A 26,059-nucleotide genomic window follows, 5' to 3' on the forward strand; every position below is an offset into this window, starting at 1 on the left:
GAGCATGTTGAACTTTAAACATCTGATGGTGGCCGCCTTGATGCTGTCCGCCGCGTTCAACGCGCAGGCCGAGCGCCTGAAGGACATCGCGAGTATTTCCGGCGTGCGTTCCAACCAATTGATCGGTTACGGCCTGGTGGTCGGGCTTAACGGCACCGGCGACCAGACGACGCAAACCCCGTTCACCCTGCAGACCTTCAACAACATGCTCTCGCAGTTCGGCATCAAGGTGCCGCCGGGCTCGGGCAACGTGCAGTTGAAGAACGTCGCGGCAGTGTCGATCAGTGCCGATTTGCCGGCATTCGCCAAGCCGGGTCAGCAGGTCGACATCACCGTTTCGTCCATCGGTAACTCCAAGAGTTTGCGCGGCGGCACCTTGCTGCTGACGCCACTCAAGGGTATCGACGGCAACGTCTATGCGGTGGCCCAGGGTAACCTGGTGGTAGGCGGTTTCGATGCGGAAGGGCGAGACGGCTCGAAGATCACCGTCAACGTTCCGTCGGCCGGTCGCATCCCGGGTGGTGCGTCGGTGGAACGCGCGGTGCCGAGCGGTTTCAACCAGGGCAACAGCCTGACGCTGAACCTCAACCGTTCCGACTTCACCACCGCCAAACGCATCGTCGACAAGATCAACAACATGCTCGGCCCTGGCGTGGCCCAGGCCATCGACGGCGGTTCGATTCGCGTCACCGCGCCGCTCGATCCGAGCCAGCGCGTCGACTATCTGTCGATCCTGGAAAACCTTGAGATCGATCCGGGCCAGGCGGTGGCGAAAGTCATCATCAACTCCCGTACCGGCACCATCGTGATCGGCCAGAACGTCAAGGTTTCTCCGGCCGCCGTGACCCACGGCAGCCTCACCGTGACCATCACCGAAGATCCGATCGTCAGTCAGCCCGGCCCTCTGTCCAATGGCACCACGGCGGTGGTACCACGTTCGAAGGTCAACGCCCAGCAGGAAGCCAAGCCGATGTTCAAGTTCGGCCCAGGCACCACCCTCGACGAGATCGTACGAGCGGTGAACCAGGTCGGCGCGGCACCGGGTGACTTGATGGCCATCCTCGAAGCGCTGAAGCAGGCCGGCGCCCTGCAAGCCGATCTGATCGTGATCTGAGGACGGCCATCGTGGATATGCGCAAGAGTGGTCTGGTCAGCAGCAGCGATTCGGGCTCCTATTCGGACCTCAATCGTCTGAATCAGCTCAAGGTCGGCGACAAGAACAGCGACGGCAACATGCGCAAGGTGGCGCAGGAGTTCGAATCGCTGTTCCTCGGTGAGATGCTCAAGTCCATGCGCTCGGCCACCGAAGCGCTGGGGCAGGACAATCCGATGAACACCCCGGCGGCCAAGCAGTACCAGGAAATGTACGACCAGCAACTGGCGGTTTCCATGTCCCGCGAGGGTGGCGGTATTGGTCTGGCGGACGTGCTGATGCGCCAGATGTCGAAGAACAAACCGATGGCGCCGGGCGAGGCCGCCGCTGCGTCGCTGGCCAAGCAAGAGGCTGCCAAGGCCGCCGTGCAAACGCCGGTGGCGGCAGGCACGGTCGCAATCAACGGGCCGCTGTCGCGGGTCAATGGCCAGCGTCCGTTGTGGGCTTCGCGTTCAGTCCATACGTCACAAGAGGCGGGTGAGGGTGGTCATCGCAATGACATGGCGCTGATCAATCAGCGGCGCTTGGCGCTGCCGCCGAAACTGGCCGACCGTTTGCTGGCGGGGCTGGTACCTTCGGCGACGACCGCCGCTGCAACAGCCAACGCAACCCAATTGCCGCAGCGCACGACCACCAGCGGTACCGGTCCGTTGTACAACGGCGACTGGCTGGCGAACGCCCAGCAGTCCTCCGGTGCCGGCATGCAGATTTACGGTCGCGCCATGGCGCAGATTCCTCTTGCGCCGGCGAAGAAAGCCTTCAGTTCCGCCGACGATTTCGTCAACACCATGTTGCCGATGGCCAAGGAAGCGGCGGCTCGCATTGGTGTCGATCCACGTTACCTGGTGGCCCAGGCGGCCCTCGAAACCGGCTGGGGCAAGTCGGTCATGCGTGCTCAGGACGGCAGCAGCAGCCACAACCTGTTCGGCATCAAGGCCGGCAATAGTTGGCAGGGCAATTCGGCGCGGGCGATCACCAGCGAATTCCGCAACGGGCAGATGGTCAAGGAGACGGCCGAGTTCCGCTCCTACGATTCCTACAAGGACAGTTTCCATGACCTTGTGACTTTGCTGCAGACCAACAATCGCTATCAAGATGTCGTGAAGTCTGCCGATAACCCAGAACAGTTTGTACGCGAGTTGCAGAGAGCCGGTTACGCAACCGACCCGGACTACGCAAGCAAGATTTCGCAGATAGCCAGGCAGATGACGAGTTACCAGAACTACGCGGCGGCGGGCGTTTCCACCACGCCTTTATAGGCACAAGGTATAAGGTTTGAACCATGAGTTTGCTCAATATCGGGATGTCGGGTTTGTCCGCCAGTCACGCTTCGTTGGTGACTACGGGTAATAACATTTCCAACGTCGATACCGTCGGGTACTCGCGCCAGCAAACTGTCCAGGGCACCAAAAGCTCTATACAGAATGGCAATGTGTTCATCGGCACTGGCACTACTCTGGCTGATGTGCGTCGGGTCTATAACAGCTACCTTGATGCACAATTGCAGAGCACCACTTCGCTCAACGGCGATGCGCAGGCTTATCTTGGGCAGGCGACGCAAGTGGACAAGTTGCTGTCCGACAGCGGTACCGGTATTACCAAGACACTGCAGTCATTTTTCTCGTCACTGCAAACGTTGTCCGGCAACGCCAACGACAACGCTTCGCGCCAGGCTTTGTTGACCAATGCCCAGGGCTTGAGCAGCCGTTTCAATGCGATGTCCCAGCAGTTGAAGCAGCAAGGTTCGTACATCAATGATCAGTTGGGCTCGATGGCCGATCAGGTGAACAAACTGGCGTCGACCGTTGCGGCCTACAACAAAAAAATTGGTGAAGTCAGTGGTTCGGGTGGAACGCCCAATGAATTGCTGGATCAGCGTAACGAAACTATCCGCCAGCTCAACGAACTGGTCGGCACACAGGTCACCGAAACCGACGGCCGACTGGATATCTACCTGGGTAGCGGCCAGCCGTTGGTTATCGGCGACACGGTCAATAAATTGCGCGTGGCGGCAGACCCGACCGACCCTGTTCGTGCCTCGATCATCATGGATCGAGGCAGTTCGTCGATCGATATCACCGGTGTGATGAGCGGCGGCCAGATGGGTGGATTGTTGCGCTATCGCACTGAAGTTCTGACGCCCGCAGTCAACAACCTGGGGCGTATCGCCATGGTTGTGGCCGATCAGGTCAACAAGCAGCTGGGGCAGGGCCTGGATCAGAGCGGTAACTTCGGTGCGGCACTGTTCAACAACATCAACAGTGTGGCGGCCATCAGCCAGCGCAGTATTGCCAATGCCAACAACAATCCGGCGTCCGGCAATCTGAATGTCACCATCAAAGACACCAGCAAGCTGCAAGCCAGCGATTATCAGGTGACGGTCACTGCTTCGGGCTACAACGTGCGTCGACTGTCGGATAACACCGACATGGGTAACTTCGCTTTCGCCACGCCTCCTGCGGCCAATCCGGTCATCGATGGATTCAGCCTGAGCTTGAACAGTGGTTCGGTCGCCGTCGGGGACTCCTTCAAGATTACCCCGACCCGCAGTGGTGCTGCGGACATGACCACGGTCATGACCGATACCAAAACCCTGGCTACGTCCGCACCGCTGACCTCCACCAAGGCCTCGGGGAATGACGGCACCGGTGCTGTCAGCCAGCCGAACCTGACCACCACTTTGGATATCTACGATCCGGTCCAGCGCCTGGAAGTGCAGACGGCGGTCAAGGCATCGATGCCCGTGCGCATGCTGATGACCAGTGCTACCGCTTATGAAGTGTTCGATTCCAAGGGCAACAGCATCGGTACCGGCAACATCGTGCCAGGTCAGAACAACGACCTGAGTATCGCAGTGCCTTACACCGATGCCGGTGGTAACGCCAAAACCTTCAATGTGGGAATGACCGTCAGCGGCAGCCCTGCTTCGGGGGACAGCTTCAACATTTCCATGACTGCGGCCGACAGTACCGACAACCGCAATGCCCAGGCCTTGCTCGGTCTGCAAACCAAGGCGACAGTCGGTGCAACTGCGACCAGTCCGGGTGTGAGCTTTACCGATGCGTATGGTGGTCTGGTATCGAAGGTCGGCTCGCTGACCAAGCAGGGGCAACTGGATGCAACGGCTACCGATACCATCTTGACTGGCGCTCGAAACGCCCGCGACTCGCTGTCTGGTGTCGATCTCGATGAAGAGGCTGGCAACCTGACCAAGTTCCAGCAGTACTACACGGCCTCTTCGCAGATCATCAAGACTGCGCAGGAAATTTTCAGCACCCTGATCAATGCCCTTTAAGGAGCCGTAGAACATGCGCATTTCTACAGCACAGTATTACGCCACGACGGCCGCCAACTATTCTCGCAACCTCAACAATGTGATGAAGACGGCCGAGCAGGCCAGCAGCGGCGTGAAGCTCGAGACCGCGGCGGACGATCCTGTCGGCGCGGCGCGGTTGCTGCAACTCGAGCAACAAAAAGCCATGCTGGGGCAGTACACCACCAACATCAGCGCGTTGAACACCGCTCAGGCGCAGGAAGAGAGCGTGCTGGACAGCATCAACAACGTGCTGCAAAAAGTCAGTGAGTTGGCGATACGAGCCGGTGGCGGTTCGTTGAACGACGATGACCGTAAATCCATCGCCGCCGAACTCAAGCAGTCCGAAGAGCAATTGCTGAGCCTGATGAACAGCAAGGATGCCAGCGGCAAGTACATTTTCTCCGGCGCGAGTAACAACACTCAGCCGTTTGTACGCAACAGTGACGGCACCTACAGCTATCAGGGCGACCAGACCCAGCTGGAACTGAAGATCGGCGATTCGATGTCCCTGGGCCTGAACGATACCGGTTGGGACGTTTTCCAGCAGGCAATCAATGCCGCCCGCAGTTCGACCACCATGACAGCACCTGCCGTTAATGACGGGCGGGTGGACTTGTCCCCGGGACTGGTAAATTCCGGTCCGGCCTTCGATGCGAGTTTCCGCAACGGTCAGCCTTACACCATGTCGTTCACCAGCAGTACCCAGTTCGTGATTACCGATGCGCTGGGTAATGACGTGACGGCGGAAGCGACCGGTGGTGGCAAATTTGATCCGAATGCCAAGGGCGGTTCCGACGTCAACTTCCGTGGTGTGACTTTTAAGCTGGACATCACTTTCCAGGCGGGTGACACACCTGCCGACTCCGCCAGCGCCGACGCCGTGATCGCCGGTCACAGCTTCCAGTTGACGGCCAAGCCGGACAGCTTCGTCGCCAACCGCGCCCCGAACAACCCATCGACGGCGATCATTACCCAGACTGCGGTGACCAATGCCACCGATTACAAGAGCTTCTTCCCCGAAGGCGGGGCGGTGCTGAAGTTCACCGGTACCGGGACCTTTGAGCTGTACGCGCGCCCATTGACCAGCACCAGTACCCCGGTTACCACCGGGACTGTAGTGGCAGGCGTGGCGACGGCGGCGGGTGTCAGCTTCACTTTGGGCGGCACACCGTCGACGCCGGCGGCAGGCGATCAGTTTGATATCGCGGTCAATACACACCAGACCCAGAACGTCCTCGATACCATCAGCCAGCTGCGTTCGGCGCTCGACGCGCCGACCCAAGGCAACCCGGTCGCCCAGCGTTTTATGGAAGACACCGTCGCTTCCGCCATTGCCAACCTGAACAACTCCAAGAACCAGGTTGACCTGGCGCGTGGGGCGATCGGTGCCCGGGGCAATGTGATGGACATGCAGACTGATCAGAACACCAGCTCCCGCCTGATCAACGAATCGACCGGCAACTCGATCAAGAATACCGACCCGGCGGAAGTGCTGACGCGTCTGACTTTGCAGCAAACCATGCTGCAGGCCGCGCAACTGGCGTTCGCCAAGGTTTCCCAGTTGAGCCTGTTCAACAAGCTTTGAGTCGGTCTTGATCGCTCGCGGCCAGTCCCTTTCATAGGGGGCTGGCTTTTTTTTGCCTTTTTTCGGCGCGTCGCGTAGCAGGGTGGGGCGGGATCCGGACCATAAAATCAAATAAAGCACTGATCTCTGAGTGACCCGCCAGTCAAAACGCGCATCTTCACTGTATCCTGTCTGCGGGCGGTGAAAGGTGGCGGACTGTTCAAGGTGTTTGCTTGAGCGCCGACGATGCCAGGCCCTGACTGTAGACGCCCTCGATTCAGCGAGCGGCGATGTTCAGCTGTTTATTATTGGGAAGCCATAATGATTGGCATAAAAAATATTGCGAGTTACGTGCCGGCAGCCGGGGTTGATAACTACGCCCAGGGTGCAAAGTTCGACAAGGACGAAACCTTCATCCTCGGCAAGATCGGTTCGGCGTTTTTGCCGCGTATGGATGCCGATCAGGAAACGTCCGACCTGTGTGTCGAAGCCGCCAATGCGCTGTTCGCCGCCAGCCCCGAGCTCAAGCGTGAAGCCATCGATTGCCTGATCGTCGTCACCCAGAACGGTGATGAAGAAGGGTTGCCGCACACCGCTGCGATCGTTCAGGACAAGCTGGGCCTGCCGACCCATGTCGCCGCTTTCGATATTTCCCTGGGCTGTTCCGGCTATGTGTACGGCATCTACGCGATCAAAGGCTTTATGGAAGCGACAGGTCTGAAAAACGGCCTGCTGATCACCGCCGATCCGTATTCGAAGATCGTCGACCCGGAAGACCGCAACACCACCATGTTGTTCGGCGATGCCGCCACTGCGACCTGGATGGGCGAAAACGCTGTCTGGCAGTTGGGCAAGTCGAAGTTCGGCACCGACGGTTCCGGCGCGCCGCACCTGAAGGTCACCGACGGTGTGTTCTTCATGAATGGCCGCCAGGTCTTCAACTTCGCCTTGTTGAAAGTCCCGGCGCATTTGCATGAGCTGCTGGATGAGTCGAACTTGCAGGCCAGCGACATCGATGCCTTCTGCATTCACCAGGGCAGCGCGGCCATCGTCGATGCCGTAGCGCGCCGCTTCGAAGAAGGTGAGCCGGAGAAGTTCGTCAAGGACATGCTCGAAACCGGCAACACGGTTTCCTCCAGCATCCCGCTGCTGCTGCAAAACCATGTGTTCGATTCGAAATGGACGCGCGTGGCCATCAGCGGCTTCGGTGTAGGTCTATCGTGGGGCTCGGCGATTCTCTATCGCGGTTGATGGCTGGAATACAGGCATAAAAAACGCCCGGTAACGTAAGTTGCCGGGCGTTTTGCTTTTTTATGGCGCCGATTTTCTGGCTGTAAAGCCTTGAAAATAAAGGGCTGGCACGCTGCCACTAAAAATCTGCAAAAAACCGCTCAAGCAAAGCCTCTTCACGACGATAACTATTACGTAGGTTCTCTAGGCCAAACCCGACGGATGTCAGGGCCGGAAGCCGAAGTATCCATCCAACGAGGATTTCGTCATGGCTTTAACAGTAAACACCAACCTTGCATCGCTGAACGTTCAAAAGAACCTGACCCGTTCGTCTGACGCTCTGCAAACTTCGATGCAACGCCTGTCTTCCGGCCTGCGTATCAACAGCGCTAAAGATGACGCTGCTGGCCTGCAAATTTCCAACCGTCTGACCAGCCAGATCAACGGCCTGCAGACCGCTATCAAGAACGCCGGTGACGGTATCTCCATCGCGCAAACTGCTGAAGGCGCGATGCAAGAATCCACCAACATCCTGCAGAAAATGCGTACCCTGGCCCTGGCTTCCGCGAACGGCTCGCCTAGCGCCGAAGACCGTAAGTCGAACAACGCTGAATACACCGCACTGACTGCTGAGCTGACCCGTATCGCTACCACCACTACCTTCGGTGGTCGTAACCTGCTGGACGGTTCCTTCGGTACTACCCAGTTCCAAGTGGGCGCCAACGCCAACCAGACCATCAACATGACTCTGGGCGACGTATCGGCTAACAACATCGGTTCCCAGCAGCTGAAGTCCGTGGCCATCGCGCCAAGCGCTACCGGTGTTGCCGGCGGTGCTCTGGCTATCACTGGTGGTGGCCAGACCGCTAGCGTAACTGTTGCTGCCGGCCAGTCTGCCAAGGCTACCGCTGCTCAACTGAACGGCGCTATCGGTGGCCTGTCGGCTACTGCCAGCACTGAAGCCCAGTTCACTGTAAACACCGCTGCGATCCTGGCCGCTACTCCAGCCAGCGCCAACTTCTCCATCAAGGTAGGCAGCGGCACCGCAGTCAACATGGTTGGTGTTACAGACACTGCTGGCCTGGCTGACCAACTGAAGTCCAACGCTGCCAAGCTGGGTATCAGCGTTAACTACAACGCCACCACCAACAACCTGCAAATCAAGTCCGACACCGGTGAAAACATCACTCTGGACACTGGTGACGCCGGCGCAATCGCTGGTATCACCGTTGCTGCCAAAAACGGTGCTGGTGCCTACGGTACTGGTGTTGCTGCCGCTGCTGGTCCAATCCAGGTTACCGGTGCAGTATCGCTGAACTCCACCAACAGCTACTCGCTGAGCGGTGCTGGTGCAACCGGTCTGTTCGTTGCTGCCGGTACTACCGTCAGCTCGGCTAAAACTACCGTCAACAACACTGACGTGACCACTGCCACCAACGCGCAAAACGCTGTTGACGTGATCACCCAGGCCATCGCCAACATCGACTCCCAGCGTGCTGACCTCGGTGCTGTACAAAACCGTTTCGATAGCACCGTGGCCAACCTGCGCAGCATCTCGGACAACTCCACCGCTGCTCGTGGCGTGATCCAGGACGTCGACTTCGCGTCGGAAACTGCTCAGCTGACCAAGCAACAAACCCTGCAACAGGCTTCCACCGCGATCCTGTCCCAGGCTAACCAGCTGCCATCCGCTGTACTGAAGCTGCTTCAGTAATTCCAGCGCTTGGTGACTGACGGAAGGGCGCGTTTACGTGCCCTTTCGTCTTTTCCGTGATGAGGAGATTTAGCATGGACATGAGCGTCAAGTTGAACCTGTCTTATCCGGCCGTTGCGCCGCAGAGCGCAGCGCCGATTGTCACTGCCAAACAGGATCAGCCCAAGGTTGAAGCCGTTGCGTCATCGGGTTCCGAACCCAAGCGCGACGACCTGGAAAAGGCTGTGACCGATATTCAGGAATTCGTCCAGGCTGCCCAGCGCAAACTGGATTTTTCCATTGATGATTCCACCGGCCGGGTCGTGGTCAAGGTCATTGCCACCGATACCGGTGACGTGATTCGCCAGATCCCTTCGGAAACCGCACTGAAACTGGCACAAAGCCTGTCGGACGCCAGTAGTTTGTTGTTTGAAGACAAAGTCTGAACTGGCATGAATTTTGTTGCTGTCGATGATTAGCACACGCGTAATCAAGAAGTCGGCAGCCACTGGATAAGGAGAGAGATGATGGCGGGTACAACGGTTAGCGGTGTTGGTTCGAACATTGATACCCAGTTGATCGTGAAGTCTTTGGTGGACGCGGAACGAGCGCCCAAGCAAACGCAGATCAACAATCAGACGCTGAAAGCAACCACCTCGCTGTCGTCCATCGGCAAAATCCAGGCAGCGCTGGATGCCTTCCGCAGTGCGTTGGACAACATGAAAACCGCATCTAGCTTCAGTGGCTTGAGCGGTTCGTCCTCCGATGAAAAAGTTGCCACCATAACCACGGGTACAGGCGCGGCGGCTGGCAGTTTCTCGCTGCTGGTCACCAAACTGGCAACCGCGTCGAAGATTTCCACCCAGGTTTATGCCGGCGGTGCTTCTTCGGTGGTCAACGCCGGTTCGGTGCCAACCACGCTGAGCATCAAGCAGGGCAGCAACACCTTCGACGTCAGCGTTCCTGCCGGCGCGACGTTGCAGCAAGTCCGCGATTCGATCAACTCGCAGTACGCCAACCAGGGCTTGAGTGCCAACATCCTGACCGACGCCACTGGCTCTCGGATGGTATTGACCTCGACCACGACCGGTGTTGGTACGGATCTGACACTGTCGGGCAACTCAGGCCTGCAAACGGGTGTCACCGTCCTTGCTCCCCCGCAAAACGCCGAGTACGTTCTTGACGGTGTGTCGATGACCTCCAAGTCCAATACCATCGCCGATGCCGTGAGCGGGATCACGGTCAAGCTGACTGGTGTGTCGCCGACGCCGTCAGGTGGTGGCGCAGCGACGCCGGCAACCATCACGGTGTCTGCGAGCACAGCGACGCTGAAGTCGGCGGTCAAGGGGTTCGTTGATACCTACAACGCCCTGATCAAGGCTTCAAATGCCGAGACTCAAGTCACCACCAGTGCCGATGGTTCCGTGACGTCTGGCGCGCTCACGGGCGATGCCTCCCTGCGTTCATTGATGTCGGCGGTGCGTACCGAACTGAATGCGATGGGCGGAACCGGTCAGTTGAAATCGCTCGCTCAGTTCGGCGTCAAGACCGATCAAAAAACCGGGATGCTGTCCGTCGACGATAAATTGTTCGACGCCGCAGCGCTGACCAATGCCGCCGACATCAACGGTATCTTTACCGGCGACACCGGTTTGCTGGCCCGCATGAAGTCCGCCACCGACAGCTTTGCCCTGAGCAAGACCGGTGTGTTCGCTGCCCGTTCGGCAACCCTGACCGACAGCCTGAACGACTTGAAAAAGCAGCAGGACTCCCTCGATGCACGAATGGCCGGCCTGCAAACCAGCCTGACTGCCAAGTACACCGCCATGGACTCCCTGGTGGCCAAACTGCGCGCTCAGAGCGATAGCATCATGACCACGCTCAATGCGCTGAACAATCCGAAGTCGGACTGATCCGGATCAGGCATAAAAAACCCCAGGCAGTCTGTAATGACTGTGCCTGGGTTTTTTCATTGGTGGTCGGACTGGGTTAAAGTTATGTGTCCCTCAGTCGACATAAAGATCAGAGCCTTCCCAATTTCAAGCTGTTGTCCGTCACGAGGTAGAAACATGAACCCCATGAGAGCCCTTCGCCAATACCAGAAGGTCAATTCCCATGCTCAGATCTCTGAAGCCAATCCTCATCGCCTGGTACAGCTGCTGATGGAGGGCGGGCTGGACCGCATGGCCCAGGCCAGAGGTGCGATGGAGCGGGGCGACATCGCACTCAAGGGATTGATGATGGGCAAGGCCGTGGACATCATCATCGGCCTGCGCGATGGCTTGAATCCCGAGAAAACCGATGACCCGGCGTCGCTTCAGCAGCTCGACAACCTGTACGCCTACATGATGACGCGTCTGATGGAAGCCAATCGTGACAACAATGCCGAAATCATCGACGAAGTATCGGGTTTGCTCGAAACCCTGAAAAGCGGTTGGGATGCCATTGCCAATCAATAGGCCCGAGGGTCTGAGGATGACGTCATGAGTCAAGCACTGCGGCGGATTGAAGAAACCCGTGAAGCCCTGGTCGACGCTCTGGCGGCGCGCAACTGGGATGCCATTGGCGAGCTGGATGCGGCTTGCCGGGAGTGCGTCGATGAAGTGCTCAGCGAGGCGCCGATCGACGAAGAGGCATTGCGGACAAATCTCGAAGGGTTGTTGGCGGTGTATAAAGATTTGCTGACAGCGACAATGGGGGAGAGGCAGGCGATAGTCGATGAAATGTCCCAGATCCAGCAAGCGCGGAACGCAGCAAAGGTTTACCATCTGTTTGGTTAATTAACCCCAAGTTAATCCAGATATGTGCGCCATAAATTTGACTGTGCGCGGTTTTTTGACTTAACTAGTGGCTGGTTCCAGATTTCAGTCGTCTTCAGGCATAACGTGTCTGCAAGCGTCTAGCTTGCCCCAGCATTTTGGGCATTGAGTTGACTAGGGAAGTTGCTATTGCATGTGGCGTGAAACCAAAATTCTGCTGATTGATGACGATAGCGTCCGCCGCCGCGACCTGGCGGTGATTTTAAATTTTCTCGGCGAAGAAAATTTACCCTGTGGTAGCCATGACTGGCAGCAGGCTGTCGGCTCTTTGTCGTCAAGTCGTGAAGTAATCTGTGTCCTCATCGGGACGGTCAATGCTCCTGGTTCACTTCTGGGCTTGTTAAAGACACTCTCGACCTGGGATGAGTTCCTTCCGGTTTTGTTAATGGGCGATAATTCTTCCATTGACCTGCCGGAAGACCAGCGTCGGCGAGTGCTTTCGACCCTCGAAATGCCGCCCAGCTACAGCAAATTGCTCGATTCGCTGCACCGTGCCCAGGTCTATCGCGAGATGTACGACCAGGCCCGCGAGCGCGGTCGTCATCGCGAACCCAATCTTTTCCGCAGTCTTGTCGGCACCAGTCGGGCGATTCAACACGTCCGCCAGATGATGCAGCAAGTCGCCGATACCGATGCCAGCGTACTGATCCTCGGTGAGTCCGGCACCGGCAAGGAAGTGGTTGCGCGTAACCTGCATTACCATTCCAAGCGCCGCGAAGCGCCGTTCGTGCCGGTCAACTGCGGGGCGATCCCGGCAGAGTTGCTGGAAAGCGAATTGTTCGGTCATGAGAAGGGCGCCTTTACCGGGGCGATCACCAGCCGCGCCGGTCGATTCGAACTGGCCAACGGCGGCACCCTGTTCCTCGATGAAATCGGCGACATGCCGCTGCCGATGCAGGTCAAGTTGCTGCGCGTGTTGCAGGAGCGCACCTTCGAGCGCGTGGGCAGCAACAAGACCCAGAGCGTCGACGTGCGCATCATTGCGGCGACCCACAAGAATCTCGAAAGCATGATCGAGATCGGCACCTTCCGCGAAGACCTGTACTACCGCCTGAATGTGTTCCCGATCGAGATGGCGCCGCTGCGTGAGCGCGTCGAAGACATTCCGCTGCTGATGAACGAACTGATCTCGCGCATGGAGCACGAGAAGCGCGGTTCGATCCGTTTCAACTCGGCGGCGATCATGTCGCTGTGCCGCCATGGCTGGCCGGGCAACGTCCGCGAACTGGCCAACCTGGTGGAGCGCATGGCGATCATGCATCCATACGGCGTGATCGGCGTGGTCGAGTTGCCGAAGAAATTCCGCTACGTCGACGATGAAGACGAGCAAATGGTCGACAGCCTGCGCAGTGATCTGGAAGAGCGCGTGGCCATCAACGGTCATACGACGGACTTCACGGCCAATGCCATGCTGCCGCCGGAAGGCCTGGACCTGAAGGACTACCTCGGTGGTCTGGAGCAAGGGTTGATCCAGCAGGCGCTGGATGACGCCAATGGCATTGTGGCCCGCGCGGCCGAGCGCCTGCGTATTCGTCGTACCACGCTGGTGGAGAAAATGCGCAAGTACGGCATGAGTCGTCGTGATGGAGACGAGCAGGCGGATGATTGACGCCTGTTTTTCAACTCATTCATTTATAAGAAGTTTTTTTTAGGCACGGGTATTGCTACATCCCTCGCAACGTTCCGTTTCACTGACGGTCAGCCAAGCGAGAGAGCACAATGCCCCAAGCCGCCCAGATGTCTCCTGTCCCTGATGCTTCGGTGCAACCGTCGTCCGTAGAGCAGGCGAGCCGGCTTGGCCTTGAGCAGGCATTCGTGCTGTTCAATCAGATGTCCAGTCAGTTGACCGATTCCTACAGCATGCTTGAAGCCCGGGTCGCCGAGCTCAAGGGTGAATTGGCGGTGGTCAGTGCGCAGCGCATGCAGGAGCTGGCGGAAAAAGAACGCCTGGCCAACCGCCTGCAAAACCTCCTTGATCTGTTACCCGGTGGTGTCATCGTCATTGACGCCCAGGGCATTGTGCGCGAAGCCAATCCGGCGGCGTGCGAGTTGCTGGGTTTACCGCTCGAAGGCGAATTGTGGCGCCACGTCATTGCCCGCTGTTTTGCGCCGCGCGAAGACGATGGTCATGAAATCTCCCTCAAGGATGGTCGGCGTCTGTCGATCGCCACGCGCTCGCTGGACGCCGAGCCCGGCCAGTTGGTGTTGCTCAACGACCTGACCGAAACCCGCCATCTGCAGGATCAACTGGCCCGTCATGAGCGTCTGTCGTCGCTGGGGCGCATGGTCGCTTCGTTGGCTCATCAGATACGCACACCGTTGTCCGCCGCGCTGCTGTATGCCAGTCACTTGACCGAGCAAGAGCTGCCGGTCGCTACCCGGCAGCGCTTTGCCGGGCGCCTCAAGGAGCGACTGCACGAGCTGGAGCACCAGGTGCGCGACATGCTGGTCTTCGCCCGGGGCGAGTTGCCGCTGACCGACCGCGTGACCCCCGGCCTACTGATGCAATCGTTGCAAGCGGCAGCGCTGACCCACGTGCAGGATCTGCCGATCCGCTGGCAGTGCGACAGTCACTCGGGGGAGTTGCTGTGCAATCGCGACACCCTGGTCGGCGCGATCCTCAATCTGATCGAGAACGCCATTCAGGCCAGTGCCGGTCAATTGCGTCTCAAGATTCACCTCTACACCCGCGGCAACAGCCTGCGCCTGTGCGTCAGTGACAGTGGCAGCGGTATCGATGCGGCCGTTCTGGCGCGATTGGGCGAACCCTTTTTTACCACCAAGAGCACCGGCACGGGCCTTGGCCTGACCGTGGTCAAGGCCGTAGCGCGTGCTCATCGGGGCGAATTGCAGTTGCGTTCGCGGCTCGGTCGCGGCACCTGCGCGCAGGTGATCCTGCCGTTGTTCAGCAGCGCTCAAGGAGCGGAGTGACGCAGATGGGTATCAAGGTTCTGCTGGTCGAGGACGACCGCGCGTTGCGCGAGGCGCTGGCCGATACGCTCTTGCTCGCGGGGCACGATTACAAAGCGGTGAGTTCGGCAGAGGAGGCGTTGCTTGCAGTCGGCGGCGAGGCCTTCAACCTGGTGATCAGCGACGTCAACATGCCGGGCATGGATGGCCACCAGTTACTGGGCCTGCTGCGAGCGCGGCAGCCGCAGTTGCCGGTGTTGCTGATGACGGCTCACGGTGCGGTCGAGCGTGCGGTCGATGCAATGCGCCAAGGGGCGGCGGACTACCTGGTCAAGCCATTCGAGCCCAAGGCGTTGCTCGATCTGGTGGCGTGTCATGCCCCGGGCAGTCTCGGCCTGACCGAAGGCGAAGGGCCGGTAGCGTTCGAGCCGGCGAGCGCGCAGTTACTCGAGTTGGCGGCGCGGGTCGCGCGCAGCGATTCCACGGTGTTGATCTCGGGCGAGTCGGGCACGGGCAAGGAGGTGCTGGCACGTTACATCCATCAGCATTCTCATCGCGTCCGTCAGCCGTTCATTGCGATCAACTGCGCAGCGATCCCGGACAACATGCTCGAGGCGACCTTATTCGGTCACGAGAAGGGCTCCTTCACCGGCGCCATTGCCGCGCAAGCCGGCAAGTTCGAGCAGGCCGACGGCGGCACCATTCTGCTCGATGAAATTTCCGAAATGCCCCTGGGGCTCCAGGCCAAACTGCTGCGTGTGCTGCAAGAGCGCGAGGTCGAACGGGTTGGGGCGCGTAAACCGATCACGCTGGACATTCGCGTGGTCGCGACCACCAATCGCGACCTGGCGGGTGAAGTGGCGGCGGGGCGCTTCCGCGAAGATCTTTACTATCGCCTGTCGGTATTTCCCCTGGCCTGGCGCCCATTGCGCGAGCGTACCGCCGACATCCTGCCGCTGGCCGAGCGCCTGCTGGCCAGGCACGTCAATAAAATGATGCATTCGGCTGCCAGATTGTCGCCCGAGGCCCAGGCGTGCCTGATCGGTTATCCGTGGCCGGGTAACGTGCGTGAACTGGACAACGCGATTCAGCGTGCGCTGATTCTGCAGCAGGGTGGCTTGATCCAGCCGCAGGATTTCTGTCTGGCCGGGCCGGTGGCTTGCGCTCCTCTGCCTGTATTGGCGCAGGCGCCGGTGCGTCCCGTGGAAGTCGAGTCCGAGTCGGCCGGTGCGCTGGGCGATGACCTGCGTCGCCGTGAATTCCAGATGATCATCGATACCTTGCGCGCCGAGCGCGGTCGTCGCAAAGAGGCGGCCGAGCGCTTGGGTATCAGCCCGCGAACCCTGCGTTACAAGCTGGCGCAGATGCGCGATGCCGGCATGGATGTGGAAGGCTACTTGTTCTCCACCTGAAAGTTGACGGAATCAACACTGATCTAAATGTGGGAGCGGCGGTGGTTCACGGTTGAGCAAAGCCCGGAATTGGCTTTTGTTTAGAGCAGTCACGGAGCTGGCACCCTTGTTGCTAACACCTCATTACCCGCCGAGTGAGTGTCAAAAAATTGCGGGTCGTCAAAGAGAGAAACCATGAGCCAAGGTATTGAATTCAATCGGTTGATGCTGGATATGCACGCCATGCAAATGGATGCCATGTCTGCGCCGAAATCGACTGCCGTCCCTGAACTGACGGGCAGCAGCTTTCGCGACATGTTCGGTCAGGCCATCAATAAAGTGAACGACACCCAGCAGGCTTCCACGCAGTTGGCCAGTGCGTTTGAAATCGGCAAAAGCGGCGTCGACCTGACCGACGTGATGATTTCCTCGCAGAAGGCCAGCGTGTCGTTCCAGGCGTTGACCCAAGTGCGAAACAAAGTGGTTCAGGCCTACCAAGACATCATGCAGATGCCGGTTTAAAGGACGAGATTGAGTCATGGCAGAAGCAGTCGCCGATAACGTTCCGGCCAAGGCCACTCCAATAGACGGCAAGCCGCCGCTGTTCGGGTTGTCCTTCCTGGAAAACCTCTCCGAGATGACCATGTTGCGTCAGGTGGGCCTGTTGGTCGGCCTGGCAGCGAGCGTGGCGATTGGTTTTGCCGTGGTGTTGTGGTCCCAGCAACCGGACTACCGGCCTCTGTACGGCAGCCTTGCCGGCATGGACGCCAAGCAGGTCATGGATACCCTGGCCTCCGCCGATATCCCGTACACCGTCGAACCCAATTCCGGTGCCTTGCTGGTCAAGGCCGATGACCTGTCCCGCGCGCGGCTCAAGCTCGCGGGCGCTGGTGTCACTCCCAGCGACGGCAACATCGGTTTTGAAATCCTCGACAAGGAACAGGGACTGGGCACCAGCCAGTTCATGGAAGCGACCCGCTATCGTCGTGGCCTGGAAGGCGAACTGGCCCGCACCATTTCCAGCCTGAACAACGTCAAGGGTGCCCGCGTGCACCTGGCGATCCCGAAAAGTTCGGTGTTCGTGCGCGACGAGCGCAAGCCGAGCGCTTCGGTTCTGGTAGAACTCTATTCCGGTCGCTCCCTCGAACCCGGCCAGGTCGTGGCCATCATCAACCTGGTGGCGACCAGCGTTCCCGAACTCAGCAAGTCGCAGATCACTGTGGTCGACCAGAAGGGCAACCTGCTCTCCGATCAGGCGGAAAACTCCGAACTGACCATGGCCGGCAAGCAGTTCGACTACAGCCGTCGCATGGAAAGCATGCTCACCCAGCGCGTGCACAACATCTTGCAGCCGGTGCTGGGCAACGACCGTTACAAGGCCGAAGTTTCGGCTGACGTGGATTTCAGCGCGGTCGAGTCGACTTCCGAGCAGTTCAATCCGGACCAGCCGGCATTGCGCAGCGAACAGTCGGTCAACGAACAGCGTACCGCCAGCAATGGCCCGCAAGGTGTGCCGGGTGCCCTGAGCAACCAGCCTCCGTCGCCGGCCTCCGCACCGCAAACCACCGGTGGCGCCACAGCGTCGGCGGGCATGGTGCAGCCAGGCCAGCCGCTGATCGATGCCAACGGCCAGCAAATCATGGACCCGGCCACCGGTCAGCCGATGCTCGCGCCGTACCCGGCGGACAAGCGTCAACAATCGACCAAGAACTTCGAACTCGACCGTTCCATCAGCCACACCAAGCAGCAGCAGGGCCGGTTGAATCGCCTGTCGGTGTCGGTGGTGGTCGATGATCAGGTCAAGATCAACCCGGCCAACGGCGAAACCACCCGTGCGCCCTGGAGCGCCGATGAATTGGCGCGCTTCACGCGTCTGGTGCAGGACGCGGTCGGCTTCGATGCCAGCCGTGGTGACAGTGTCAGCGTGATCAACATGCCGTTCTCCGCCGAGCGCGGTGAAGTGATTGCCGATATTCCGTTCTACTCCCAGCCGTGGTTCTGGGACATCGTCAAGCAAGTGCTGGGTGTGTTGTTCATTCTGGTGCTGGTGTTCGGGGTGCTGCGTCCGGTGCTCAACAACATCACCGGGGGCGGCAAGGGCAAGCAGCTTGTTGGCTTGGGTAGCGACGTCGAGTTGGGGGGCATGGGCGGTCTGGATGGCGAACTGGCCAACGACCGTGTCAGCCTCGGTGGTCCGCAAAGCATTCTGCTGCCGAGCCCGAGCGAAGGCTATGACGCTCAATTGAACGCAATCAAGAGTCTGGTGGCAGAAGATCCGGGTCGTGTGGCCCAGGTCGTGAAAGAGTGGATTAACGCAGATGAGTGATAACCGAGCCGTTGCCGCCAAACTGTCCAAGGTCGACAAGGCCGCAATCCTGTTGCTGTCCCTGGGCTCCACCGACGCGGCCCAGGTGCTGCGCCACATGGGCCCTAAAGAGGTTCAGCGCGTGGGCGTGGCCATGGCCCAGATGGGTAATGTGCACCGCGAGCAGGTCGAGCAGGTGATGAGCGAGTTCGTCGATATCGTCGGCGACCAGACCAGCCTGGGCGTCGGCTCCGACGACTATGTGCGCAAGATGCTCACCCAGGCCCTGGGCGAAGACAAGGCCAACGGCCTGATTGACCGCATCCTGCTCGGTGGCAACACCAGCGGCCTCGACAGCCTGAAGTGGATGGAGCCGCGCGCCGTTGCCGACGTGATCCGTTACGAGCACCCACAGATCCAGGCGATCGTGGTGGCGTATCTCGATCCGGACCAGGCCGGTGAAGTGCTCGGCAACTTCGACCACAAGGTGCGGCTGGACATCATCCTGCGAGTGTCTTCGCTGAACACCGTTCAGCCAGCGGCCCTGAAAGAACTCAACCAGATTCTCGAGAAGCAGTTCTCCGGCAACTCGAATGCCTCACGCACCACCCTGGGTGGCATCAAGCGCGCAGCGGACATCATGAACTTCCTCGACAGTTCGATCGAAGGCCAGTTGATGGACTCGATCCGCGAAGTCGACGAAGACCTGTCCGGTCAGATCGAGGACCTCATGTTCGTCTTCAACAACCTGGCCGATGTCGACGACCGCGGGATCCAGGCGCTGTTGCGCGAAGTGTCCTCCGATGTATTGGTGCTCGCCCTCAAGGGCTCGGACGAAGGCGTCAAGGAAAAGATCTTCAAGAACATGTCCAAGCGTGCGGCCGAACTGTTGCGCGACGACCTGGAAGCCAAGGGCCCGGTGCGCGTCAGCGACGTGGAAACCGCGCAGAAAGAAATCCTCACCATCGCCCGCCGTATGGCCGAAGCCGGAGAAATCGTTCTCGGCGGCAAAGGCGGCGAGGAAATGATCTAACACCATGGCCAAGCATGATGAAGCGCCTACTGACCTGATCCGGGCCAGGGATGTCAGTGGCTTCGATACCTGGGCGCTGCCCAGCTTCGACCCGCCGGAACCCGAGCCGGAACCTGAGCCTGAACCCGAGCCGCCGGAAATGGAGGAAGTGCCGCTGGAGGAAGTCCAGCCACTGACCCTCGAAGAGCTCGAAAGCATTCGCCAGGAAGCCTACAACGAAGGTTTCGCGGTGGGTGAGAAAGAGGGTTTCCACAGCACCACGCTCAAGGTCCGCCAGGAAGCCGAACAGGCATTGGCGCCGAAGCTTGCCGGCCTGGAGCAACTGATGACCCATCTGTTCGAGCCCATCGCCGAGCAGGACACTCAGATCGAAAAGTCCTTGGTCGACCTCGTGCAACACATCACCAGACAGGTGATCCAGCGCGAACTGGCCATCGACTCGACGCAGATCGAACACGTCATGCGCGAGGCGCTCAAGCTGTTGCCGTTGGGCGTGGGCAATGTGCGGCTGTACATCAATCCGCAGGATTTCGCACAGGTCAAAGCCCTGCGCGAACGCCATGAAGAAACCTGGCGCATCGTCGAGGACGAATCGCTATTGCCCGGCGGTTGCCGGGTCGAGACAGAACACAGCCGCATCGACGCCACGGTCGAAACTCGCATCGTGCAGGTGATGGACAAGCTGTTCGATCAGTTGCACGAGCAAACCTTGCATCCGGCCGCGCCGGACTTGAGCCTGGAACTGCCGATCGACAGCAAACCTGCGACCGCGCCAGAAGCGGATGCACCTGATGCGCCTTAAACGCACCAGCTTCGCCAAGCGCCTGGGCAGTTATGCCGAGGCGACTGAATTGGCTGGCGCGCCGATCCTTGAGGGCCGCTTGCTGCGCATGGTCGGCCTGACCCTCGAAGCCGAAGGCTTGCGCGCCGCCATGGGCAGTCGCTGCATGGTGATCAACGACGACAGCTATCACCCGGTGCAGGTCGAAGCCGAAGTGATGGGCTTCTCCGGCAGCAAAGTCTTTCTGATGCCAGTCGGTAGCGTCGCCGGTATCGCACCCGGCGCCCGCGTTGTTCCCTTGTCCGATACCGGACGTTTGCCGATGGGCATGAGCATGCTCGGGCGGGTGCTTGATGGCGCCGGTCGCGCGTTGGACGGCAAGGGCGGGATGAAGGCCGAAGACTGGGTGCCAATGGATGGCCCGACCATCAACCCGCTTAAGCGCGAACCGATCAGCGAACCGCTGGACGTGGGCATCCGTTGCATCAACGGCATGTTGACGGTCGGTCGCGGTCAACGGCTCGGGCTGTTCGCCGGTACCGGTGTCGGTAAATCGGTGCTGCTGGGGATGATGACGCGCTTCACCGAGGCCGACATCATCGTCGTCGGGCTGATCGGTGAGCGGGGTCGTGAAGTTAAAGAGTTCATCGAGCATATCCTCGGTGAAGAAGGGCTCAAGCGTTCAGTGGTGGTGGCGTCCCCCGCGGACGATGCGCCGCTGATGCGACTGCGTGCTGCGATGTATTGCACGCGCATCGCCGAGTATTTCCGCGACAAGGGCAAGAATGTCCTGTTGCTGATGGACTCGCTGACCCGTTTCGCCCAAGCCCAGCGGGAAATCGCCTTGGCCATCGGCGAGCCGCCAGCGACCAAGGGCTATCCGCCGTCGGTATTCGCCAAGCTGCCGAAACTGGTGGAACGGGCCGGCAACGCGGAGAAGGGCGGTGGTTCGATCACCGCGTTCTACACCGTGCTATCCGAAGGCGATGACCAGCAGGACCCGATTGCCGACTCGGCGCGAGGCGTGCTCGACGGGCACATCGTGCTGTCCCGGCGCCTGGCCGAGGAAGGGCATTACCCGGCCATCGATATCGAGGCATCCATCAGCCGGGTGATGCCGGCGGTGGTGTCGCCGGAACACATGGCCCGTGCGCAATATTTCAAGCAATTGTGGTCGCGGTATCAGCAGAGCCGCGACCTGATCAGCGTCGGTGCCTATGTCGCCGGCGGTGACCGCGAGACCGATCTGGCGATTTCCCTGCAACCGCAATTGGTCAAATACCTGCGCCAGGGCCTCAACGACAGCATCAGCCTGGGCGAAAGCGAGGCATATCTGGCCTCGATCTTCGCGCCTGCGGCAGGCGGTTAAGCGATCATGGCCCTGAGTCGGGCGGGACGGCTGGCGCCGGTGGTGGAAATGGCCGAAAAGGCCGAGAAAACCGCGGTTCAGCGCTTGGGGCACTTTCAGGGGCAGGTGCGTTTGGCACAAAGCAAACTCGCCGACCTCGAAGCTTTTCGTCTCGACTATCAGGAACAATGGATCGTGCGCGGTAGCGGCGGCGTCTCGGGCCAATGGCTGCTGGGCTATCAGGGCTTTCTCGCGCAACTGGGCACGGCCATCGACCAGCAGCGGCAAAGCCTGGCCTGGCATCAGAACAACCTGAACAAGGCCCGGGAAACCTGGCAGCAGGCGTTTGCCCGGGTCGAAGGTTTGCGCAAGCTGGTTCAGCGCTATGCCGATGAAGCGCGGGCGCTTGAAGACCGGCGCGAACAGAAACTGCTGGATGAATTGTCCCAGCGTTTGCCGCGCGAGAACCCCTATTGAGCGGGCTTTCGAAAAACAGGCTGGCTTGCCCCCATCCACAGCTGGTGCTAAACCTTCTAAACGTTCTCCAAAGACAAGGAAGCCATTGAATGTCAGTCGTTACCGAAGTGTCCCCTGATGGGCAACAGTTGACGATATCGGTCAAAGGACGATTCGATTTCGCCAAGCATCAGGAATTTCGTCAGTCCTACGAAGATAAACAGCTATCGGCGGTTGTGGTCGACCTGAAAGAGGCCACTTACCTCGACAGCTCGGCCTTGGGCATGCTGCTTTTGCTGCGCGATCACGCCGGTGGCGACGACTCCGATGTGCGCGTCGTCAACAGCAGTACCGATGTGCGCAAAATCCTCGCCATCTCCAACTTCGACAAATTGTTCGACATCAGTTGATTGCCATGCAACCACTGGAGCCGCTGACGATCCTGATTGCCGAGGACAGCGCCGCCGATCGCCTGTTGCTGTCGAGCATCCTGCGCCGCCTGGGGCACGAAGTGCTGACGGCGGCCAACGGCGCCGAAGCGGTCGACGTGTTTGGCCAGCAGCAACCGCACCTGGTGTTGATGGATGCGATGATGCCGGTCATGGACGGCTTCGAGGCGGCCCGGCAGATCAAAGCCCTGGCCGGGGAAACCCTGGTGCCGATCATCTTCCTCACTTCGTTGTCCGAAAGCGAAGCCCTGGCCCGCTGCCTGGAAGTCGGCGGTGACGACTTTCTGGCAAAGCCCTACAACCAGGTGATTCTCGCTGCCAAGATCAAGGCGATGGATCGCTTGCGGCGCTTGCAGGACACCGTGCTGCAACAGCGTGACCAGATCGCCCGGCACCACGACTACCTGCTCAACGAACAGCGTGTGGCCAAGGCCGTTTTCGACAAGGTGGCGCACTCCGGCTGCCTGAATGCCGCTGCGAATATCCGTTATCTGCAATCGCCCTATGCGCTGTTCAACGGCGACCTGTTGCTGGCCGCGTTCACCCCGGCCGGAGACATGCACGTGCTGCTGGGCGACTTCACCGGCCACGGTCTGCCGGCGGCAGTGGGCGCCATGCCCTTGGCCGAAGTCTTTTACGGAATGACCGCCAAGGGCTACGGCCTGGCGGAAACCCTGCGCGAGATGAATGCCAAGCTCAAGCGCATTCTGCCGGTGGACATGTTCTGCTGTGCCACGTTGCTGTGCCTGAGTTTTCAACGTCGTTCGGTGGAAGTCTGGAACGGCGGCATGCCGGACGGTTACCTGCATCGTGTTGCCAGTGGCGAGCGAACGCCTCTGCCGGCGTGGCACCTGCCTTTGGGGGTGCTGAGCCCGGAGTCCTTCGATGAGCGTACCGAGGTGTTTCCCATGGCGCTCGGGGATCGGGTGTTTCTCCTGTCCGATGGGGTGATCGACACTTGCGACGCCAATGAACAGTTGTTTGGCGTGCAGCGATTGCAGCAGGTGTTTGCCGCCAATCGCCAGCCAGATGCGCTGTTCGAAGAGATCGAGCAGGCGCTGCGTCATTTTGGCGGAGAAGCGCGCGACGATGTCAGCATGGTCGAAATCAGCCTGCTGGAGCAGGCACAGATCACTGCACCGGCGTTGGTCTACTCCGACAGCGGCCAGTCCTGCCCGCTGGACTGGTCGGTGAGTTTCGAGTTTCGCGCCGCCACGCTCAAGCGTTTCAATCCCTTACCCTATCTGTTGCAGTTGCTGCTTGAGGTGCATGGCCTTCGGGCTCAGAGCAGTGCGCTCTACAGTGTGCTGGCGGAACTCTATTCCAACGCGCTGGAGCATGGCGTGCTGGGGCTGGATTCGAGCCTCAAGCGCGATGCCTCGGGGTTTGCGCGGTATTATCAAGAGCGCAATACCCGGCTGGACGAACTTCAGGAAGGCTATGTACGGTTACATTTACAGGTGGCGCCAACAGACGACGGCGGTTGCCTGACGATTCACATCGAAGACAGCGGCAAGGGTTTCGATGTCGAGCGGGTGATGGCAAGACCTGTGGATGACATCCGCCTGTCGGGACGTGGGGTCAGTCTGATCCGTCAGTTGGGGCGTAATGCCCGCTGGACCGACGATGGTCGAAGTGCACGCGTGGAGTTTATCTGGAAGGCTGCGGCATAATCCGCGCATTCTTGATCAAGGAGTGAGCAAGTGGACGACAAACATGTAGATCGCGGCGTGCTGAGTGCGTTGCAGGAAGTGATGGAAGAGGGGTATCCGGATCTGCTGGATATCTTTCTTGCGGACTCCGAAGAGCGCCTGAGCGTTTTGAGAACAGCTGACAGTGTCGCACTGCTCGTTGAAACTGCCCATAGTTTCAAAGGCAGCTGCAGCAATATGGGCGCAGTCAGGCTGACCGAGCTTTGCCATCAACTTGAGCAGCAGGCCAGAAACCTGTCATGTGCCGCCGTTCAGGAACTGGTCGGCGAAATCGACCGCGAATTCGCCGCTATCCGGCCTCTGTACGAAGCTGAACGACAGCGTTGCCCAGCAAAAATCTGAGCATACGCTGCATTTGGTCTCCTTCGAGTGAAATTGGCTCGGCCTTTGCATTTAACTCGTCCAACTGTACTTACGAGCCCCGTGCAGCGGAGACTGTTTCATGCCCGTTACCCCCAACATTCTGCTTCAGGCCTCCAGGCAGGCCAAGATTCAAGCGGCCTGCGCCAATCCTCCGGCGCTGACTGCTGAGCCCGGGGACAAGGCCGCAAGCTTCGCTCATGTCTACGCCAGCCAGGCCCAGAGCAAGCCCGATGCGTTGGCGGATGCCTCGGTCAAGCCGAGTCACGAAAAAAACTGCGATGTCGCCGGAAAAAAAGACGCCGGCGACGACAAACCTGCCGCCGAGGAACCGGTGGTTGCCGATGGCGGCAAATCCTTGCCTGCCGACACGCCGGTGCAGGCTGACGACAAGACCGCCGGCGATGAGGCGTCAGATGCCGACCCCGCCCCGGTCGTCGATGCCGCACTGCTCGATCCGGCGCTTGATCCTTCATTGCAGCCAGTCCTTCAGCCAGTCGTGCCGGCACCGGTAGCCCCCGCCGTGGCCGACACCGTGCAACCTGCCGTTGAAGCGCCAGTTGCCGCCGCGGCTACGGCTACGGCTGCAATCGCTCCAGCGCTGGCCACTACCGACGGCGATTTCGACCCCTCGACCGATCCGCTCGACGCCTTGCCGGCGGTGCGGCTGGCGATGGAGCAGAGCGATCACGTATCGGCTTCCAGCCAGGCGCAGCCCAAGGCTGCTCCGACACAGGCGCAAGCCCAGGCCGACGGTGAGCTGACACCGGCGCAAAACTTTGCCGCCGGCATGGCGACCCTGCTGGATGTTCAGGGCGACAAGAACAGCACCAGCCAGGGCGATGACAAGGCTTTCAGCGGCTTGATCGATGACGGCCTGAAGGATCTCAAGTCCGCCAGCAGCGACACCCGTGTCGATGATTTCGCCAACCGTCTGGCCGCGCTGACCCAGGCGGCCACACCGAAGACAGCCAATGCCTTGCCGGTGAACCAGCCGATCGCCATGCACCAGAGCGGCTGGACCGAAGAGGTGGTGAACCGGGTCATGTACCTGTCCAGCGCCAATCTCAAGGCCGCGGACATCCAGTTGCAGCCCGCTGAACTCGGGCGCCTGGACATTCGAGTGAACATGGTTCCCGATCAACAGACCCAGGTCACGTTCATGAGTGCGCATCCGGGGGTCCGTGAGGCGCTGGATGGCCAGGTCCATCGCTTGCGCGACATGTTCGCGCAGCAGGGCATGGGGCAGGTCGATGTCAACGTTTCGGACCAGTCCCGTGGTTCGCAGCAAGGGCAGGAACAAGCCCGGCAAAGCCAGAGCGGGCGGACCAGTGCCAGCGGCGGTCGCCTCGATTCAATGGATGACGACATTACCCCGAGCGTCGCTGAAGTGGCTGCCAATACCACCCGCGTGATCGGCTCCAGCGCGGTCGATTACTACGCCTGACCCGGCTGCCCACCAACCCCTGATGTGGGAGCGGGCTTGCTCGCGAAAGCGGTGTGTCAGTCAACATGAATGCGTCTGACACACCGCTTTCG

The 26,059-nt window shown here is 59.8% G+C and carries 23 protein-coding genes; all 23 read left to right on the forward strand.

Going from position 1 to position 26,059, the window contains the following annotated elements; all coding sequences use genetic code 11:
• The first annotated feature begins 4 nt into the window (after nucleotides 1–4).
• The 23 genes from KGA85_RS16165 (at nucleotide 5) to KGA85_RS16275 (ending at nucleotide 25,967) form a co-directional block, all read left to right on the forward strand.
• Nucleotides 5–1,114 (forward strand): flagellar basal body P-ring protein FlgI, encoded by a 1,110-nt coding sequence (locus KGA85_RS16165; protein WP_095963833.1) that lies wholly within the window; start codon nucleotides 5–7, stop codon nucleotides 1,112–1,114.
• Nucleotides 1,115–1,125: 11 nt separating this feature from the next.
• Nucleotides 1,126–2,412, forward strand: coding sequence for a flagellar assembly peptidoglycan hydrolase FlgJ (gene flgJ, locus KGA85_RS16170; RefSeq protein ID WP_223533306.1), 1,287 nt, complete (start codon nucleotides 1,126–1,128; stop codon nucleotides 2,410–2,412).
• A gap of 23 nt (nucleotides 2,413–2,435) precedes the next feature.
• Complete coding sequence (gene flgK, locus KGA85_RS16175; protein WP_223543221.1) at nucleotides 2,436–4,448, forward strand: flagellar hook-associated protein FlgK; 2,013 nt, start codon at nucleotides 2,436–2,438, stop codon at nucleotides 4,446–4,448.
• A gap of 13 nt (nucleotides 4,449–4,461) precedes the next feature.
• The gene (locus KGA85_RS16180) at nucleotides 4,462–6,054 is read left to right on the forward strand and encodes a flagellar hook-associated protein 3 (RefSeq protein WP_223533308.1); all 1,593 of its coding nucleotides are present in this window, start codon (nucleotides 4,462–4,464) and stop codon (nucleotides 6,052–6,054) included.
• A gap of 300 nt (nucleotides 6,055–6,354) precedes the next feature.
• The gene (locus KGA85_RS16185) at nucleotides 6,355–7,284 is read left to right on the forward strand and encodes a ketoacyl-ACP synthase III (RefSeq protein WP_223456436.1); all 930 of its coding nucleotides are present in this window, start codon (nucleotides 6,355–6,357) and stop codon (nucleotides 7,282–7,284) included.
• A gap of 247 nt (nucleotides 7,285–7,531) precedes the next feature.
• Nucleotides 7,532–8,977: a flagellin gene (locus tag KGA85_RS16190; RefSeq protein WP_223456437.1), complete on the forward strand. Its 1,446-nt coding sequence runs from the start codon at nucleotides 7,532–7,534 to the stop codon at nucleotides 8,975–8,977.
• Between the two features lie 74 nt (nucleotides 8,978–9,051).
• Nucleotides 9,052–9,402, forward strand: a complete 351-nt coding sequence (locus tag KGA85_RS16195) for a flagellar protein FlaG (protein WP_223456438.1) — start codon at nucleotides 9,052–9,054, stop codon at nucleotides 9,400–9,402.
• Nucleotides 9,403–9,483: 81 nt separating this feature from the next.
• The gene (gene fliD / locus KGA85_RS16200) at nucleotides 9,484–10,869 is read left to right on the forward strand and encodes a flagellar filament capping protein FliD (RefSeq protein ID WP_223456439.1); all 1,386 of its coding nucleotides are present in this window, start codon (nucleotides 9,484–9,486) and stop codon (nucleotides 10,867–10,869) included.
• 156 nt (nucleotides 10,870–11,025) lie between these two features.
• The gene (gene fliS, locus KGA85_RS16205) at nucleotides 11,026–11,415 is read left to right on the forward strand and encodes a flagellar export chaperone FliS (protein ID WP_223456440.1); all 390 of its coding nucleotides are present in this window, start codon (nucleotides 11,026–11,028) and stop codon (nucleotides 11,413–11,415) included.
• 24 nt (nucleotides 11,416–11,439) lie between these two features.
• Nucleotides 11,440–11,736 (forward strand): flagellar protein FliT, encoded by a 297-nt coding sequence (fliT, locus tag KGA85_RS16210; protein WP_223456441.1) that lies wholly within the window; start codon nucleotides 11,440–11,442, stop codon nucleotides 11,734–11,736.
• A gap of 172 nt (nucleotides 11,737–11,908) precedes the next feature.
• Complete coding sequence (locus KGA85_RS16215) at nucleotides 11,909–13,384, forward strand: sigma-54 dependent transcriptional regulator (RefSeq protein ID WP_223456442.1); 1,476 nt, start codon at nucleotides 11,909–11,911, stop codon at nucleotides 13,382–13,384.
• 128 nt (nucleotides 13,385–13,512) lie between these two features.
• Nucleotides 13,513–14,706, forward strand: a complete 1,194-nt coding sequence (locus tag KGA85_RS16220) for a sensor histidine kinase (protein WP_223456454.1) — start codon at nucleotides 13,513–13,515, stop codon at nucleotides 14,704–14,706.
• A 5-nt stretch (nucleotides 14,707–14,711) separates the two neighbouring features.
• Nucleotides 14,712–16,097, forward strand: a complete 1,386-nt coding sequence (locus tag KGA85_RS16225; RefSeq protein ID WP_223456443.1) for a sigma-54-dependent transcriptional regulator — start codon at nucleotides 14,712–14,714, stop codon at nucleotides 16,095–16,097.
• Nucleotides 16,098–16,271: 174 nt separating this feature from the next.
• On the forward strand, nucleotides 16,272–16,598 hold the full coding sequence (gene fliE / locus KGA85_RS16230; RefSeq protein WP_223456444.1) for a flagellar hook-basal body complex protein FliE: 327 nt from the start codon (nucleotides 16,272–16,274) through the stop codon (nucleotides 16,596–16,598).
• A gap of 16 nt (nucleotides 16,599–16,614) precedes the next feature.
• Nucleotides 16,615–18,402 (forward strand): flagellar basal-body MS-ring/collar protein FliF, encoded by a 1,788-nt coding sequence (gene fliF, locus KGA85_RS16235; protein WP_223456445.1) that lies wholly within the window; start codon nucleotides 16,615–16,617, stop codon nucleotides 18,400–18,402.
• The gene (gene fliG / locus KGA85_RS16240) at nucleotides 18,395–19,414 is read left to right on the forward strand and encodes a flagellar motor switch protein FliG (protein ID WP_007983391.1); all 1,020 of its coding nucleotides are present in this window, start codon (nucleotides 18,395–18,397) and stop codon (nucleotides 19,412–19,414) included. Before fliF ends, fliG begins: the two co-directional genes overlap by 8 nt.
• Before the next feature lie 4 nt (nucleotides 19,415–19,418).
• Nucleotides 19,419–20,216, forward strand: a complete 798-nt coding sequence (gene fliH, locus KGA85_RS16245; RefSeq protein WP_223456446.1) for a flagellar assembly protein FliH — start codon at nucleotides 19,419–19,421, stop codon at nucleotides 20,214–20,216.
• Nucleotides 20,206–21,564: a flagellar protein export ATPase FliI gene (fliI, locus tag KGA85_RS16250; RefSeq protein WP_223456447.1), complete on the forward strand. Its 1,359-nt coding sequence runs from the start codon at nucleotides 20,206–20,208 to the stop codon at nucleotides 21,562–21,564. The genes fliH and fliI overlap by 11 nt, the downstream gene beginning before the upstream one ends.
• A gap of 6 nt (nucleotides 21,565–21,570) precedes the next feature.
• Nucleotides 21,571–22,020: a flagellar export protein FliJ gene (gene fliJ / locus KGA85_RS16255; RefSeq protein WP_223456448.1), complete on the forward strand. Its 450-nt coding sequence runs from the start codon at nucleotides 21,571–21,573 to the stop codon at nucleotides 22,018–22,020.
• 89 nt (nucleotides 22,021–22,109) lie between these two features.
• On the forward strand, nucleotides 22,110–22,409 hold the full coding sequence (locus tag KGA85_RS16260; RefSeq protein ID WP_223456449.1) for an STAS domain-containing protein: 300 nt from the start codon (nucleotides 22,110–22,112) through the stop codon (nucleotides 22,407–22,409).
• A 5-nt stretch (nucleotides 22,410–22,414) separates the two neighbouring features.
• Nucleotides 22,415–24,121 (forward strand): fused response regulator/phosphatase, encoded by a 1,707-nt coding sequence (locus KGA85_RS16265; protein WP_223456450.1) that lies wholly within the window; start codon nucleotides 22,415–22,417, stop codon nucleotides 24,119–24,121.
• 30 nt (nucleotides 24,122–24,151) lie between these two features.
• The gene (locus KGA85_RS16270; RefSeq protein ID WP_223456451.1) at nucleotides 24,152–24,502 is read left to right on the forward strand and encodes an Hpt domain-containing protein; all 351 of its coding nucleotides are present in this window, start codon (nucleotides 24,152–24,154) and stop codon (nucleotides 24,500–24,502) included.
• Between the two features lie 100 nt (nucleotides 24,503–24,602).
• Nucleotides 24,603–25,967: a flagellar hook-length control protein FliK gene (locus KGA85_RS16275; RefSeq protein ID WP_223543222.1), complete on the forward strand. Its 1,365-nt coding sequence runs from the start codon at nucleotides 24,603–24,605 to the stop codon at nucleotides 25,965–25,967.
• Nucleotides 25,968–26,059: the final 92 nt, after the last annotated feature.

It is taken from the genome of Pseudomonas sp. GL-B-12 (genome assembly GCF_019955895.1).
Lineage (GTDB): Bacteria > Pseudomonadota > Gammaproteobacteria > Pseudomonadales > Pseudomonadaceae > Aquipseudomonas.